A 14,855-nucleotide genomic window follows, 5' to 3' on the forward strand; every position below is an offset into this window, starting at 1 on the left:
AGGGGGGACCCTGTGGGAGAGTAGGACGCCGCCGAACAATCATTCACAGAGAACCCCCATCCGGGAAACCGGATGGGGGTTCTTTGCATTTCCGGTGACGTATCGTCGGGGCATGGACGATCAGACAGCGGTCATTGCGAACAGTGTGCTCCGCCCCGAGCAGCGCGACGGCGCCCTGCGCGTTCTGGCGGACGCCCAGGCGGTGGACGGCCGGGCTGCCGTGTCCGAGCAGGGCCGGCTTCGGCTGCGTTCCTCGGATACGCCGCGCCCCGGCGTGAGCCACTTCATCGAGAGTGAGAACGCCGCCGCCGTCGGTTACGGGCAGCTCGAAGTCCAGGAGGGCTCCGCCGCCAATCCCGCCGCCAACCCCGCCGCCGAGCTGGTGGTCGACCCGGCCGCCCGCGGCCGCGGCCTGGCCCGGCCGCTGGTGGACGCGGTGCTGGCACAGGCCCACCGGGCCGGCCGCGACGCGGTGGACTTCTGGGTGCACGGCGGTCACCCGGCGGCCCGGCACCTGGCCGGCCGGTACGGGGCCGAGCTGGTCCGCGAGCTGCGGCAGATGCGCCGCACCGGGGCGCAGACCGAGGCCGTCGCCGTCCCCGAGGGCGTCGAGCTCCGGACCTTCCGCCCCGGCGAGGACGACGCCGAGTGGCTGCGGTTGAACGCGCTGGCCTTCGCCCACCACCCGGAGCAGGGCTCCTGGACGGAGCGGGACCTGGCCGAGCGGCTGGCCGAGCCCTGGTTCGATCCGGCCGGTTTCTTCCTCGCCACCCGGGGCGGCAAGGTGGTCGGCTTCCACTGGACGAAGGTGCACCCGGCCACCGCCACCGAGCCGGCGCTCGGCGAGGTCTACGTGGTCGGGGTGGACCCGGCCGAGCAGGGCAGCGGTCTCGGCCGTGCCCTGACCGCTGCCGGTCTGCGTCACCTGACCGGTTCGGACGCCGGCGAGCGCGGACTGGAGACGGTCCTGCTCTACGTCGACGCCGACAATCCGGCCGCGGTCCGGGTATATGAACGACTGGGGTTCACCATCCACGAGGTGGACCTCATGTACCGCGTCCAGTGCCGCGCGGACCAGGCGGCCTAGGACCGGACAGGACCTACAGGACCGGGCAGGGCCTAGCGGCTCCGGGCGGTCCGGGGCAAGGGGTCGGACGTCACCGGCCCTTGCCCCGACCGACTCAGCTTTCCTCCTGGCCATGCGGTGTTTACCGTGGATTCAATTGCTGCCGCGAAGATCACAGGATGAAGTCCGTAGTGTCTCGCTCGTGCAGAGTCGACCGCCACGTGCCGGCCGGCCCTGTACGGACCGCGCCCGGCGGGTGGGCGTTGGCCCTGGGCGAGGACGACGGCCCGCAGAGCCATTCGCGTCCGGACGACGTCCTGCTGCTGGAGGAGCTGGAGCCCATGAGCATCCCCCGCCCCGTCTCTGCCTCGCTGTCCCCGCCGGCCAGGATGTCCGGTGCGCTGGGGATACCGCCCGAGCTGCCGGCCGAGGACGAGCAGGAGTTCGACGCACTGCCGCAGGGCCGCTTCCTGGACCGCGAGCGCAGTTGGCTGGCGTTCAACGAGCGGGTCCTGGAACTGGCCGAGGACCCAGGGATCCCGCTGCTGGAGCGGGCCAAGTTCCTCGCCATCTTCGCGAGCAACCTGGACGAGTTCTTCATGGTCCGGGTGGCCGGGCTGAAGCGCCGGATCGCGACGGGCGTCGCCCAGCGCAGCGCGTCCGGCCTCCAGCCGCGCGAGGTGCTGGACCTGATCTGGACCCGCTCGCGTGAGCTGATGGCGCGGCACGCCGCCGCCTTCCAGCAGGAGGTGCTGCCGGACCTCGCCACCGAGGGCATCGAGGTGGTCCGCTGGCCGGAGCTGGCCGAGAAGGAGCAGGCTCGGCTGCACACCCTGTTCCGGCAGAAGATCTTCCCGGTCCTCACCCCGCTGGCGGTCGACCCGGCGCACCCCTTCCCGTACATATCGGGGCTCTCGCTCAACCTGGCCGTGGTGGTGCGCAACCCGGTGTCGGGGCACAAGCACTTCGCCCGGGTGAAGGTGCCGCAGTCGCTGGCCCGCTTCCTGGAGGCCTCGCCGCAGCGTTACGTCCCGCTGGAGGACGTGATGGGCGCGCACCTGGAGGAGCTGTTCCCGGGCATGGAGGTGCTCGCCCACCACGCCTTCCGGGTGACCCGCAACGAGGACCTGGAGGTGGAGGAGGACGACACCGAGAACATCCTCAAGGCCCTGGAGAAGGAGCTGATGCGGCGGCGTTTCGGCCCGCCGGTGCGGCTGGAGGTCGAGGAGTCGATCGATCCCTACATCCTGGACCTGCTGGTGCGGGAGCTGAACATCACCGAGGCGGAGGTCTTCCCGCTGCCCGGTCCGCTCGACCTGACCGGTCTGTTCGGGATCGCCGAACTGGACCGCCCGGAGCTGAAGTACCCGAAGTTCGTGGCGGGCACCGCCCGCGGGCTGACGGACGTCGAGTCGGCGTCCCAGCCGGACATCTTCGCCGCGATGCGCGAGCGGGACGTCCTCCTGCACCACCCGTACGACAGTTTCTCCACCTCGGTGCAGGCCTTCCTGGAGCAGGCCGCCGCCGACCCGGACGTCCTGGCGATCAAGCAGACGCTGTACCGCACCTCCGGCGACTCGCCGATCGTGGACGCGCTGATAGACGCGGCGGAGTCGGGCAAGCAGGTGCTGGTCCTGGTCGAGATCAAGGCGCGCTTCGACGAGCAGGCCAACATCAAGTGGGCCCGCAAGCTGGAGGAGGCCGGCTGCCACGTGGTCTACGGCCTGGTCGGGCTGAAGACGCACTGCAAGCTGTCGCTGGTGGTCCGGCAGGAGGGTGACACCCTGCGCCGCTACTCGCACGTCGGCACCGGCAACTACCACCCGAAGACCGCCCGGCTGTACGAGGACCTGGGGCTGCTGACCTCGGACCCGCAGGTCGGCGCCGACCTCTCGGACCTCTTCAACCGGCTGTCCGGCTACTCGCGCCGGGAGTCCTACCGCCGCCTGCTGACCGCCCCGCGCGGCCTGCGCGACGGGCTGGTCTCCCGGATCCACAACGAGATCGCCCACCACCGGGCCGGCCGGCCGGCGTACGTGAAGCTCAAGGTCAACTCGATCGTCGACGAGGCCGTGATCGACGCGCTGTACCGGGCCTCGCAGGCCGGCGTGCCGGTCGACGTCTGGGTGCGCGGGATCTGTGCGATCCGGCCGGGCGTGCCGGGGCTGAGCGAGAACGTCCGGGTCCGCAGCATCCTGGGCCGCTTCCTGGAGCACTCCCGGGTCTTCGTGTTCGGCAACAACAGCGATCCGGAGGTCTGGATCGGCAGCGCCGACATGATGCACCGCAACCTGGACCGCCGGATCGAGGCGCTGATGCGGATCACCGACCCGGCCCACCGGGCCGAGCTGTCCGGCCTGATCGACCTCGGGATGTCGGACGAGACCGAGTCCTGGCACCTGGGGCAGGACGGCACGTGGACCCGCCACTCGCAGGACGCCGAGGGCCGGCCGCTGCGGCACGTCCAGGATCTGCTGATCGACTCGCGCCTGCGCCGCCGGGCCGCCGCCTCGCGCTGACGCGACCACTGATGCGAGCCGCTGGAACCGCAGGGGACCGGTTCCAGCGGTCGGCCACCAGCCCCGGGGGGACGAACCCGGGGGAACGGGGATCTACCACGCCATGACCGATGCGCCGATGACGGCCCAGGCGGCCGCCACCACGACCGCCGGGGACATCCTCTCCAGCCACCTCACCGCCCAGGCCGGCGCGTTCCTGCGCGCCCTGCCGCTGACGGTGGGCGAGGTCGGCGCCAGACCGGGGACGGCCGCGGTCGTCCCGGCGGCCGGCACCGCCGACCTGCTGCGGGCGGTCCGGCGGATCGGCGGGCTGCTGCACACCTTCGGCTCCGTCTTCGAGCAGGCCTGGGCCCAGGAGTCGCGCACCGAGCTGCGCTGGCTGCTCAACCTGCTGGCGCTGGAGCCCGGTTACGTCCGCCGCTCGGCCCGGCTGCTGGGCGCGCTGGACTCGCTGAGCGGCAGCGATCCGGACGGGACGGGCATGCTGGCCGGGCACGTCGGGGCGCCCAAGGCGCGGGCGCTGCTGGACCGGCAGCTGACCCTGGCCCGGACCAGGGCGCACTCCTCGGTGCTCCAGGAGCTCCGGTCGGCCCGGCTGCACGCGCTGGCGGACCGGATGACGCTGCTGGTCGGCGATGCCCCGCTGCTGGAGTCGGCGGGCGGCCGGGCGCAGGCGGTGCTGCTGCCGCAGGCGGCCGCCGCGTTCACGGCGCTGTCGGCGAGCGCTCAGCAGCTGCCGCTGCACCGGGCCGCCACGCCGTACGGCGGCGACGGGCTGCGCCGGCTGGGCGCCGTCCCGGCGGCGCGCGGCGCGGTGGACGCGGACACGGCGCTGGCGGCCGACGACGCGCCGTGGGCACGGACGCGGATCCTGGTGAAGCGGGCCCGGTACGCGCTGGAGGTGTGCGGTCGCGGGTCCGCCGAACTGGACGAGCTGGACGGGGTGCTGGGCCGGCACCAGGAGGCGGCGGACGCCGCGGTCACCGCGGCCACCGCCGCGCGGACCCCGCGGATCACCCCGGCGACCGCCTACGTGCTGGGCGTGGTGCATGCTGATCAGCGACTGGAGGTGGAGGCGGCGCGGTACGCCTTCGGCCGCCGGTGGCCCGACCTCCCGCCCGGCCCGGACGGCTGGCCGGACCTCCCCCCTGCCGAGGGCTGGGGGCATTCCCCCGCACCACGGACGGCCTGAATTGCGCGATCGCCTGAGCACCGGGCCGGCAGTGGACGCGGCCGCGACCGGGGCGGGGCACGCCCGGGTGATCCTGGCGGCGGGCGCGGTGCTGTGGCTGCCGGGCCGGCCGAAGAAGAGCGGCCGGCTGGGGCGGCCGCGGATCGCGGTGATCCACCGGCCCAAGTACGACGACTGGAGCCTGCCGAAGGGCAAGCTCGACCCGGGGGAGGGGGTCGTCGCGGCGGCGCTGCGCGAGGTGCGCGAGGAGACCGGGTTCGCCTGCCTGCTCGGTCCGGAGCTGCCGGCCCAGCACTACCTGGCGCAGGGCCGGCCGAAGGAGGTGCGCTACTGGGCGGCGGTGCCGTCGAGCGGGGCGTTCCGGCCGAACCGCGAGGTGGACCGGCTGGAGTGGCTGCCCGCCGGGAAGGCCCGTGCCCGGTTGACGCACGACCGCGACCGGTTGCTGGTCGACGCCCTGCTGGCGATCCTGGGTGCGAAGCCCGTACGGGCGAGCGGTCACCATCGGTGAGGGACGAGCGGTCTCCATCGGTGAAGGAACGGTGGAAGTGATCTCGTCGCGCCCTTGCCGTGACGCAACCGTGACTACCTGACGTAGTTTCCTGTCATCCTTTCGAGGTTCACTCTCCGTTCACTTGTGACCGGCTGTCGTGTCACCTACCCGGCCTAACTTCGGGTTTACCGGAGGGCCGAACGGGCCCCGGACCACAGCAGAACCCGCGCTCCGCCGTCCTCGCACGGCCCGCGCGACGGGCGATGCCACAGAAAGGGACACCCCTGTGAAGCTCCAGCGGAACGGCCGCTCCAAGGCCCTCGCCATCGGTGCCATGGCGCTCGTCAGCTCGCTGTCGCTCGCTGCCTGCGGCTCGGACGACAACGGCGCCAAGGCCGCCGGTGGCTCCAGCGGCTCCGCTTCGGCCGCCGCGGTCAACTGTGGCAAGGGCGGGACGCTGCTCGCTGCGGGCTCGACGGCTCAGGCCAACGCGATCGACGTGTGGAAGACCACCTACGGCGCGTCCTGCTCCGGCACCACCGTCAACTACAGCGGTGGCGGCTCCGGCGCCGGTGTCCAGCAGTTCAACCAGGGCAAGGTCGCCTTCGCCGGCACCGACTTCGCGCTCAAGCCCGCCGACGTCGACGCCTCCAAGACGGTCTGCACCGGTGGCAAGGCGATCGACCTGCCGCTGGTCGCGGGTCTCGTCTCGCTGGTCTACAACGTCGACAACGTAGACAACCTGGTCCTGGACGGCCCGACCTCCGCCAAGATCTTCGACTCGCAGATCACCAAGTGGAACGACCCGGCGATCGCCGCCCTGAACCCGGGCGTGCAGCTGCCGGACGCCGAGATCCAGACCGTCCACCGTTCGGACGACTCCGGGACCTCCTACAACCTCACCTCCTACTTCGCCAAGACCTCCGGTGGCGCCTGGACCGCGGCGCCGGAGAAGGCGTGGAAGGGCAAGGGCGGCCAGTCCGCCCAGGGCAGCGCCGGCGTCTCCGCGCAGATCAAGCAGGTCAAGAACTCCATCGGCTACGCCGAGCTGTCCTACGCGCAGAGCAACAACCTCAAGAGCGCCAAGATCGCCACCGGTGCGGCCAAGCCCGTCGAGGCGACCGCGGCCAACGCCGCCCTCACCTTCGCCTCCTCCACCGTCGTGGGCACCGACGGCGACCTCGCCCTCTCCCTGGACTACGGGACCAAGGCCGACAACGCCTACCCGATCATCCTGGTGACCTACGAGATCGCCTGCGACAAGGGCAACAAGCCGGAGAACCTGGACAACCTCAAGTCCTTCCTGACCTACGCGGTCAGCGACGCCGCGCAGAAGGCGATCGGCGACAAGGGCTACGTCCCGCTCCCCGCCGCCATCAGCGACAAGGTCAAGGCCGCCGTCTCCTCCCTGGCCTGACCCGACAGGAGCACCGGTGGGACGGCCCCGTGAGCGAGGGGGGCCGGGGTCGTCCCACCGGAACGCACCGACCCAGCACGAACGTCCGGGGCACCGCCGCCATGGTGCCGTCCCCCTTCCGGGGCGGCACCACCAGACCGGAGTAGACAATGACTTCATCCTCCCCTGCCGCCCCGCGAGGCAGGGAACGCCGACCGCGCGACAGCCGCTTCGGCGACAAGATCTTCATGAACCTCGCCCGCGGTTCGGGCGTCCTGCTGCTGGTCATCATGGCCGCGATCGCCGGCTTCCTGGCCTGGCGCGCGGTCCTGGCGCTCAGCACCAACGAGGGCAACTTCCTCACCACCTTCGAGTGGACGCCGGACGCCACGAAGCCGGTCTTCGGCATCGCCGTCCTGGCCTTCGGCACCCTCGTCAGCGCCGTCATCGCGATGGCGATCGCCGTCCCGGTGGCCATCGGGATCGCGCTGTTCATCTCGCACTACGCGCCGCGGAAGATCGCCCAGCCGTTCGCCTACCTGGTCGACCTGCTCGCCGCCGTCCCCAGCATCGTCTACGGCCTGTGGGGCGCGCTCTTCCTGGTCCCGCACATGGACGGCCTGACCAGCTGGCTCAACCAGTACCTCGGCTGGACGTACCTCTTCGACCAGACCAAGTCCGGCACCCCGCGCAACCTGTTCACCGTCGGCATCCTGCTGGCGATCATGGTCCTGCCGATCATCACGGCGGTCTCCCGCGAGGTGTTCCGCCAGGTGCCGCGGATGCAGGAGGAGGCGGCGCTCGCGCTCGGCGCGACCCGCTGGGAGATGATCCGCACCGCGGTGCTGCCGTTCGGCCGCCCCGGCATCATCTCGGCCTCGATGCTCGGCCTCGGGCGCGCGCTCGGCGAGACCATCGCCGTCGCGGTGGTGCTGTCCGCGAGCAACGTGCTCTCGCTGCACATCCTCGACGCGGGCGGCGGCACCTTCGCGCAGAACATCGCGCTGAAGTTCGCCGAGGCCGGCAACAACGGGCGCGACGCCCTGATGGCCTCCGGCCTCGTCCTGTTCGTCATCACCCTGCTGGTGAACGGTGCCGCGCGACTGATCATCGCCCGCCGCAAGGAGTACTCGGGGGCCAACGCATGACCGCGGCAACGACTTCCGTCACGGCCGACGCCCGGCCGCTCAGCCGGTCGCTGACCGCCAACCGGCTGCCCAAGTGGGCCCCGGCCGCCGTCGCGGTCGGCTCGATCGCGCTCGGCTGCGGGATCGGCGCCGTCGGCGGGCTGGAGAGCCACCTGCAGTGGGGCCTGATCTCGGCCGTGCTGTTCCTGCTGATCAGCTACGGCGTCTCGGCCCAGGTCGAGGGCCGCCGCCAGGCCAAGGACCGGTTCGCCACCTCGGTGGTCTGGGTCGCCTTCATCCTGGCCGTGGTCCCGCTGATCTCCCTGACGGTCTACACGATCCAGCAGGGCATCGGCGTGGTGAACGGGAACTTCCTGAGCCACTCGATGAAGGGCGTGATCGCCTCCGGCCCCGGCGGCGGCATCTACCACGCGCTGCTCGGCACCATGCAGCAGGTCGCCCTGGCCACCGCGATGGCCGCCCCGGTGGGTCTGCTGACCGCCGTCTACCTGGTCGAGTACGGCCGCGGCACGCTCGCCAAGACCGTCACCTTCTTCGTCGACGTCATGACGGGCATCCCGTCGATCGTCGCCGGTCTGTTCGTCCTCTCGCTCTGGAACATCGCCCTGGGCTTCAGCTACTCGGGCTTCTCGGGCAGCCTCGCACTGGCGATCCTGATGATGCCGGTCGTGGTCCGGTCCACCGAGGAGATGCTCAAGCTCGTCCCGAACGAGCTGCGCGAGGCCTCGTACGCGCTCGGCGTGCCGAAGTGGAAGACCATCCTGCGGATCGTCCTCCCCACCGCGATCGGCGGCATCACCACCGGCGTGATGCTGGCGGTCGCCCGCATCACGGGCGAGACCGCCCCGGTGCTGATGCTGGTCTTCGGCGCCGACGCCATCAACAGCAACCCGTTCGACGGACCGCAGCAGTCCCTGCCGATGTACATCTGGCAGCAGTACTCGGTGGTCAACAACGACTTCGGCTACGCCCGCGCCTGGGGCGCCGCGCTGGTGCTGATCGCCTTCGTGATGGGGCTCAACCTCATCGCCCGGGGCATCGCACGCTGGCGCTCGCCCAAGGGCGGACACTGACCGACTGACGTACGAAGACAGACGAGAGAAGCAACGATCATGGCCAAGCGCATCGACGTCAGCGGACTGTCCGCCTACTACGGCACCACCAAGGCCATCGAGGACATCTCGATGAGCATCGAACCCCGCTCGGTGACCGCCTTCATCGGCCCCTCCGGCTGCGGCAAGTCCACCTTCCTGCGCACCCTCAACCGGATGCACGAGGTGATCCCCGGCGCCCGGGTCGAGGGCAAGGTCCTCCTGGACGACGAGAACCTCTACGCCTCGAACGTCGACCCGGTCGCCGTCCGCCGCTCGGTCGGCATGGTCTTCCAGCGCCCGAACCCGTTCCCGACCATGTCGATCTACGACAACGTGATCGCCGGCCTCAAGCTCGCGGGCGTGCGCAAGAAGTCCGTCCTGGACGAGGTGGTCGAGCGCTCGCTGAAGGGCGCCAACCTCTGGAACGAGGTCCACACCCGGCTGAACAAGCCGGGGGCCGGCCTCTCCGGCGGCCAGCAGCAGCGGCTGTGCATCGCCCGCGCCATCGCGGTCGAGCCGCAGGTCCTGCTGATGGACGAGCCCTGCTCCGCGCTCGACCCGATCTCCACCCTCGCGATCGAGGACCTGATCGGCGAGCTGAAGTCGCAGTTCACCATCGTCATCGTGACCCACAACATGCAGCAGGCGGCCCGCGTCAGCGACCGCACCGCCTTCTTCAACCTGGCCGGCGTCGGCCAGCCGGGCAAGCTGGTCGAGCTGGACGACACCCAGCGGATCTTCTCCAACCCGTCGGTCCAGGCGACCGAGGACTACATCTCCGGCCGCTTCGGCTAGGCCGTACCCCCCCGCCACCGGCCGACGGACCGCGGTGTCCGGAGGCGAACGGCGAGCACACAGGCTGCTCCGCGGTGCTGCATGGCGGTGCCGCCGTGGAGCATGAAGAAGGGCCCGCCCCCGAGATGTGGGGGCGGGCCCTGTCACGTGCGGGGCCGGTCAGCCCCAGAACAGGTGGGCGAACCAGTACACCAGCGCTGCGACGATGGCGGCCGCCGGCATCGTGATGAACCAGCCGAGCACGATGTTCTTGGCGACGCCCCAGCGCACCGCGCGGATCCGCTTGGTGGCCCCCGCGCCCATGATCGCCGCGGTGATCACGTGGGTGGTGGAGATCGGCGCCTTGAAGACGAACGAGGTGACGTACATGACCGTCGCGGCGGTGGCCTCGGCGGCGAAGCCCTGCGGCGGGTCCAGCTCGATGATCTTGCGTCCGAGCGTCCGCATGATCCGCCAGCCGCCCGCGTAGGTGCCCAGCGAGAGCATCGTGGCGCAGGAGATCTTCACCCACACCGGGATGCCCTCGCCGGAGTGGTGGCCGGAGATGGTGAGGGCCATCACCACGATGCCCATCGTCTTCTGCGCGTCCTGCAGACCGTGCGCCAGCGCCATCGCGGCGGCCGAGGCGGTCTGGGCGACCCGGAAGTTGCGCTTGGCCTTGTGCGGGTTGGCCCGGCGGAAGATCCACAGGATCGCCAGCATCACCAGGAAGCCGCCGACCAGGCCGACCACCGGCGAGACGATCATCGGGATGACGATCTTGTCGAGGACGCCGCCCCAGATCACGTCGATGCCGCCGGCCATGGCCGCGCCCACCATGCCGCCGAACAGCGCGTGCGAGGAGGAGGACGGCAGACCGAAGTACCAGGTGACCAGGTTCCAGGCGATCGCCCCGACCAGTGCGGCGAACAGGATCACCATGCCCCGGTCGCCGGTGGGGGTCTCGATGATCCCCTGGGAGACGGTGTGCGCCACGCCGCTGCCGAGGAAGGCGCCGGCCAGGTTCATCACCGCGGCCATCGCCAGCGCGGCCCTGGGGGTCAGCGCCCGGGTGGAGACCGAGGTGGCGATCGCGTTCGCGGAGTCGTGGAAGCCGTTGGTGTAGGTGAAGAAGAACGCAACGCCGACGACGGCGATGAGTGCTGCCATGTCCACGAGGGTCAGGACTCCTTGACGGCGATGGTCTCCACCGTGTTGGCGACGTGCTCGAACGCGTCCGCCGCCTCCTCAAGAACGTCCACGACCTGCTTGAGCTTGAGCACCTCGATGGCGTCGTACTGGCCGGAGAACAGGTGGGCGAGCAGCTTGCGGTGGATCTGGTCGGCCTGGTTCTCCAGCCGGTTGACCTCGATCCAGTACTCGGTGAGGTTCGACATGCTGCGCAGGTTCGGCATCGCCTCGGCGGTGAGCTCGGCGGCCCGGGCCAGCACCTCGATCTGCTGCTCGATCCCCTTCGGCAGCGTCTGGATGTCGTAGAGGACGACCAGGTCGACGGCCTCCTCCATGAAGTCCATGATGTCGTCCAGCGACGAGGCGAGGTTGTAGATGTCCTCGCGGTCGAAGGGCGTGATGAAGGACGAGTTCAGCTGGTGGAACACGGCATGGGTGGTGTCGTCCCCGGCGTGCTCGGCGGCGCGCATGCGCTCGACGATCTCCGCGCGGGCCGACACGTCTGATCCCAGCAGTTCCAGCAGGAGCTTCGAACCGACGACGAGGTTCTCCGCGGCGGCAGAGAACATGTCGTAGAAGCTCGTCTCCTTCGGGGTCAGGCTAAAACGCACGGAAATCTCCGATGTGCGGGGTAGGGACTGAACGATGCTAGGTGCAACCAAGCGCAATCGTGCAAACGGGGTGGTGATGGTGGAGGCGGAACCTCCTCTTCCGTTCGGCTGCCGCACCAGCTGACCCGGACCGCACACCCAGGTGCGGACGTGAGCCCCCAGTCTGACGGAACCTCGCCCGGATTGTCCCCGTGGTACGTACGGAAGACGGGGGCGCCGCTCAGACGGGTGAACCGCGCGGCGGGCCGCCCGCAGCCCGGTCGCAGCCCGTTCGCAGACCGTCCGGAACCCGTCCCGAACCCTTCGGCACATGCCGCGTCGGCCGTCGGAACACCACGGACGGCCCCGGTGTTGGACACTGGTGGCCGACGCAGCCACCAGGCATCCAGACGAAGGCGGGCCGATGACCACGACGCAAGCGCGCACCGAGCCGGACCACGGGCACGGCACCGACGCGCAGGCCGACGCACCCGCCGTCCCCGCGGCCGCCGCAGGACATCAGGGCGGGCACGGCCCGCACGGCTACAGCGCCCAGAAGGACGCCCACCTCAAGCGGCTGCGCCGGATCGAGGGCCAGATCCGCGGCCTCCAGCGCATGGTCGACGAGGACGTCTACTGCATCGACGTGCTCACCCAGGTCTCGGCCGGAACCAAGGCGCTGCAGTCCTTCGCACTGTCCCTGCTGGAGGAGCACCTGCGGCACTGCGTCGCGGCCGCCGCCGAGGAGGGCGGCGCCGAACTCGACGCCAAGGTCGCGGAGGCCACGGCCGCGATCGCTCGGCTGCTGCGCAGCTGAGGCCGGGCCTGGTCCGGGCCGGGCGCGCGGGTCCGGACCGCCAACACCCCCAGCCGCGAACGTCCCTGGGCCGCGAACGCCCCTGGGCCGGGAGCGACCTAACCGTCGGCCTGCCGCCAGGCCTCGCCGTCGGCCCGCCCAGGCTCGGCCCGGTCGAGCAGCACCTCGTCGATCCGCTCGGTCGGCAGCCGGTCGCCGGTGCTGGCCGTCGCGGCGATCATCAGCTCGCCGGCCAGATCGATCTCGTCGAGGGCCGCGTCGTCGTGGCCGCCGCTGCGGCCGCCCGTGGACGACACCACCTGCACCACCCCTTCAGTGCCTCGCCAGCCCGGGCGGCAGCCACCCGACGTCCAGCCTAGGCACTTCGGAGCCCGTCCACATGGCACGGACGGGCCATCTCGGCGCCGCCGAAACGGGTGGCCGCCGCTCCCCGGGCGGCCACCCGCTCCGGCGGCGCCCCGGTTCGCCCCGGCGCCGGAGCCCTGCCCCGGCGGCCTACTTCGGGCTCTCCGAGGGCTTCATCGCGTAGATGTCCGAGGCCGGCGGCTCGGCCGCCTCCACCGGCTTGCCGAAGTCCGTCACCGAGGTGGTCGACGTCACCTTCACCTGGTCCTTGGCCTCCTTCGAACCGGCCACCCCGGCGAAGGTGAACACCTCGACCACCTTGTGCAGCCGGCCCTGGTCGTCCAGCCAGGCGTCGTACGGGACCTCCTTCACGGTGAAGGTCTGGGCCCCCATCCGCAGGCCGTCCCCGCCGCGGCCGCCGGTCGCGTCGGCCGCCTTGGCCAGGTCCAGGGTGCCGCGGTAGTGGTGCAGCGCCACCCCGTCGACGGTCTCGGTGCCGACCGGGTCCGCCTTCTGCGCCCCGCGCAGGGCGCCCGCCGCCGAGGCCGGGTCGGTGGCGCCGCTGCTGACCAGGTTGCCGTCCGGCAGTTGGCGCACGTCCAGCTTGACCCACTTGCCCTCGGGCACCTTGGCGCCGCTGTTCTGCAGGTAGACGGTGCCCGGCAGGACCACCTCGACGATCTTCCCGGTGGTCGCCGCGCCCGGCGGCACCTGGACCTCCAGCCGGCCGATCCGCTTCACGTAGTCGTAGCCGCCCGTCCCGGTGAAGACGGCCTTCTTCTCGGACGACTCGGTGACCAACTCGGTGGCGGTGTGTGCGGAGCCGGTGCGGCCCGTGATGTCGGCGCTGTTGCGCACCGCCGTCAGCGGGTCCGCGGCGAGCTGGTCGGGGGCACCCGACTGCCGGTCGGAGGAGCCGCCCCCGGAGCCGGCCGCGCAGCCGGCGGACAGGCCGGCCAGGGCGGCGGCGAGCAGGGCGGCCCCGGCCGCCGAACGCAGATGCGGCAGCGGACGGCGCCCCGGCCGTCCGCCACGCTGCTGGTCGGTCATCTTCATCCTCGCGACAACCCCCTCGGGCCTGACTGCCCTGCCGACACCACCAGGTGAACAGAGCTCTTTCCGGGCAAACGAGTTGAGCCGCGAAGGGTTACGCGGAAGAGGTCTTGAGGACGGCATCGCGCGCCCGGCGCCCGGCGCGTTACGGTGAACCACGTGCACAGTGAGCTGCCGGCCTTCCCCGGCACCGCCCGGATGCCCGAACACCGTGTCGCGGTCAGCGAGCGCGGTTCCTTCGCCTTCGCGACCTGCAGTTGCGGCTGGTTCTCACCGGCCCGCCGCTCGCGCGACCTGGCCCGGCGCGAGGGGGACGACCACCTCGCCCTCGCCGAGAGCGGCGGCGGACCGGGGTAGCCGGGCCGGGCGGCTCACGCCGCCAGATCGGACTCCGGCGGCTGCTCCTCGGAACGCACCGCCCCGCGCTCGCGCCCGCGCCGCCGGCCGCGCGGGCCGGCGCCGGCCCGCTCCGGCGCCCGGATCAGCGGGGCGAGGGCGGTTCGGCCCAGCGCGTGGCAGAGCGGGACCAGCACCGCCATCGCGATCGGCGCCAGCAGCAGCACCACCGCGGCGGCGAGCGCGAAGCCGCCGATCACGTCGGTCGGGTAGTGCACGCCCATGAACATCCGGCAGAAGCCCTGCAACAGGGCCAGGCCCCCGGCGATCCAGCCGAGCCGCCGGTTCACCAGGAACAGCGCCACCGCCACGCCCATCGTCATGGTCGAGTGGTCGCTGACGAAGGAGTGGGTGCCGGCCTTGCCGTCCACCAGCACCAGCAGCCCGCCGTGGTCGACGAACGGGCGCGGGCGGTTCACGATCGCGGCGATCGGCAGGTTGGCCAGCTCGGCGATGGCGACGGAGAGCGGCACCCAGAGCAGCCCGGCGACGGCCACCGGCGCGTCCGGGCGGCGTCTCGCCTGCAGCCAGGCCACCAGGCCCAGCATCGCCAGGCCGATCAGGATGCCGTACTCACCGATCCACGAGACCAGGTGGTCCAGCCACTGCGGGGAGCGCTTGGCCAGTCCGTTGACGGCGTAGAGCAGGCCGAGGTCGGGGTTGGTCGTGTCGGCAAGCGGCGTCGACACGCCGCACCTCCTTCTGGTCCGCTGCAGCTGTTCGATCCGGTCGGGGCCCTTCCCGGCGCGGGAAGCTGACGGTGGGCCATCGGGATCAACGT

Annotated in this window: 15 protein-coding genes; 10 read left to right on the forward strand and 5 right to left on the reverse strand. The window is 71.4% G+C overall.

Annotated features, from left to right (window positions below):
• Positions 1–112 precede the first annotated feature (112 nt).
• The 8 genes from mshD to pstB all read left to right on the forward strand — a co-directional run bounded on the left by mshD (position 113) and on the right by pstB (position 9,703).
• Positions 113–1,087 carry a mycothiol synthase gene (gene mshD, locus ACFVHI_RS21760; protein WP_380341814.1) on the forward strand — a complete coding sequence of 325 codons (975 nt, stop codon included), beginning with the start codon at positions 113–115 and terminating at the stop codon, positions 1,085–1,087.
• A gap of 320 nt (positions 1,088–1,407) precedes the next feature.
• Positions 1,408–3,585 carry an RNA degradosome polyphosphate kinase gene (locus ACFVHI_RS21765; RefSeq protein ID WP_380341897.1) on the forward strand — a complete coding sequence of 726 codons (2,178 nt, stop codon included), beginning with the start codon at positions 1,408–1,410 and terminating at the stop codon, positions 3,583–3,585.
• A 103-nt stretch (positions 3,586–3,688) separates the two neighbouring features.
• Positions 3,689–4,777 (forward strand): CHAD domain-containing protein, encoded by a 1,089-nt coding sequence (locus ACFVHI_RS21770; protein WP_380341817.1) that lies wholly within the window; start codon positions 3,689–3,691, stop codon positions 4,775–4,777.
• 31 nt (positions 4,778–4,808) lie between these two features.
• Positions 4,809–5,288 carry an NUDIX hydrolase gene (locus ACFVHI_RS21775; RefSeq protein ID WP_380341900.1) on the forward strand — a complete coding sequence of 160 codons (480 nt, stop codon included), beginning with the start codon at positions 4,809–4,811 and terminating at the stop codon, positions 5,286–5,288.
• A 268-nt stretch (positions 5,289–5,556) separates the two neighbouring features.
• The gene (gene pstS, locus ACFVHI_RS21780; protein WP_063348287.1) at positions 5,557–6,687 is read left to right on the forward strand and encodes a phosphate ABC transporter substrate-binding protein PstS; all 1,131 of its coding nucleotides are present in this window, start codon (positions 5,557–5,559) and stop codon (positions 6,685–6,687) included.
• Between the two features lie 149 nt (positions 6,688–6,836).
• A complete protein-coding gene (gene pstC, locus ACFVHI_RS21785; RefSeq protein WP_063348286.1) occupies positions 6,837–7,814 on the forward strand; it encodes a phosphate ABC transporter permease subunit PstC in 978 nt (325 codons plus the stop codon).
• Positions 7,811–8,887, forward strand: coding sequence for a phosphate ABC transporter permease PstA (pstA, locus tag ACFVHI_RS21790; protein WP_063348285.1), 1,077 nt, complete (start codon positions 7,811–7,813; stop codon positions 8,885–8,887). The genes pstC and pstA overlap by 4 nt, the downstream gene beginning before the upstream one ends.
• 39 nt (positions 8,888–8,926) lie before the next feature.
• Positions 8,927–9,703, forward strand: a complete 777-nt coding sequence (gene pstB, locus ACFVHI_RS21795) for a phosphate ABC transporter ATP-binding protein PstB (RefSeq protein ID WP_063348284.1) — start codon at positions 8,927–8,929, stop codon at positions 9,701–9,703.
• Between the two features lie 159 nt (positions 9,704–9,862).
• Here the strand turns inward: pstB and ACFVHI_RS21800 are convergent, their stop codons facing one another.
• Positions 9,863–10,858, reverse strand: coding sequence for an inorganic phosphate transporter (locus ACFVHI_RS21800; RefSeq protein ID WP_063348283.1), 996 nt, complete (start codon positions 10,856–10,858; stop codon positions 9,863–9,865).
• Between the two features lie 5 nt (positions 10,859–10,863).
• Positions 10,864–11,484, reverse strand: a complete 621-nt coding sequence (locus ACFVHI_RS21805; protein ID WP_063348282.1) for a DUF47 domain-containing protein — start codon at positions 11,482–11,484, stop codon at positions 10,864–10,866.
• A gap of 403 nt (positions 11,485–11,887) precedes the next feature.
• On the opposite strand from ACFVHI_RS21805, the gene ACFVHI_RS21810 reads away from it, so the two are divergent.
• Positions 11,888–12,280, forward strand: a complete 393-nt coding sequence (locus ACFVHI_RS21810) for a metal-sensitive transcriptional regulator (RefSeq protein WP_063348281.1) — start codon at positions 11,888–11,890, stop codon at positions 12,278–12,280.
• Between the two features lie 98 nt (positions 12,281–12,378).
• Here the strand turns inward: ACFVHI_RS21810 and ACFVHI_RS21815 are convergent, their stop codons facing one another.
• The gene (locus tag ACFVHI_RS21815; RefSeq protein ID WP_380341825.1) at positions 12,379–12,579 is read right to left on the reverse strand and encodes a hypothetical protein; all 201 of its coding nucleotides are present in this window, start codon (positions 12,577–12,579) and stop codon (positions 12,379–12,381) included.
• Between the two features lie 196 nt (positions 12,580–12,775).
• The gene (locus tag ACFVHI_RS21820) at positions 12,776–13,675 is read right to left on the reverse strand and encodes a hypothetical protein (protein ID WP_380341828.1); all 900 of its coding nucleotides are present in this window, start codon (positions 13,673–13,675) and stop codon (positions 12,776–12,778) included.
• A gap of 162 nt (positions 13,676–13,837) precedes the next feature.
• On the opposite strand from ACFVHI_RS21820, the gene ACFVHI_RS21825 reads away from it, so the two are divergent.
• Complete coding sequence (locus ACFVHI_RS21825; RefSeq protein WP_079136271.1) at positions 13,838–14,035, forward strand: hypothetical protein; 198 nt, start codon at positions 13,838–13,840, stop codon at positions 14,033–14,035.
• A 14-nt stretch (positions 14,036–14,049) separates the two neighbouring features.
• Here ACFVHI_RS21825 and ACFVHI_RS21830 read toward each other — a convergent pair whose 3' ends face one another.
• A complete protein-coding gene (locus tag ACFVHI_RS21830; protein WP_363376774.1) occupies positions 14,050–14,763 on the reverse strand; it encodes a phosphatase PAP2 family protein in 714 nt (237 codons plus the stop codon).
• Positions 14,764–14,855: the final 92 nt, after the last annotated feature.

Origin of the sequence: Kitasatospora sp. NPDC127121, from assembly GCF_042677305.1 — a bacterium.
Taxonomy (GTDB): Bacteria; Actinomycetota; Actinomycetes; order Streptomycetales; family Streptomycetaceae; genus Kitasatospora.

Excerpts from the sequence above, each read along its gene's own strand:
- mshD (WP_380341814.1), top strand. The coding sequence starts at position 113 with ATGGACGATCAGACAGCGGTCATTGCGAACAGTGTGCTCCGCCCCGAG.
- ACFVHI_RS21765 (WP_380341897.1), top strand. The coding sequence starts at position 1,408 with ATGAGCATCCCCCGCCCCGTCTCTGCCTCGCTGTCCCCGCCGGCCAGG.
- ACFVHI_RS21770 (WP_380341817.1), top strand. The coding sequence starts at position 3,689 with ATGACCGATGCGCCGATGACGGCCCAGGCGGCCGCCACCACGACCGCC.
- pstC (WP_063348286.1), top strand. The coding sequence starts at position 6,837 with ATGACTTCATCCTCCCCTGCCGCCCCGCGAGGCAGGGAACGCCGACCG.
- pstA (WP_063348285.1), top strand. The coding sequence starts at position 7,811 with ATGACCGCGGCAACGACTTCCGTCACGGCCGACGCCCGGCCGCTCAGC.
- pstB (WP_063348284.1), top strand. The coding sequence starts at position 8,927 with ATGGCCAAGCGCATCGACGTCAGCGGACTGTCCGCCTACTACGGCACC.
- ACFVHI_RS21810 (WP_063348281.1), top strand. The coding sequence starts at position 11,888 with ATGACCACGACGCAAGCGCGCACCGAGCCGGACCACGGGCACGGCACC.
- ACFVHI_RS21820 (WP_380341828.1), bottom strand. The coding sequence starts at position 13,675 with ATGACCGACCAGCAGCGTGGCGGACGGCCGGGGCGCCGTCCGCTGCCG.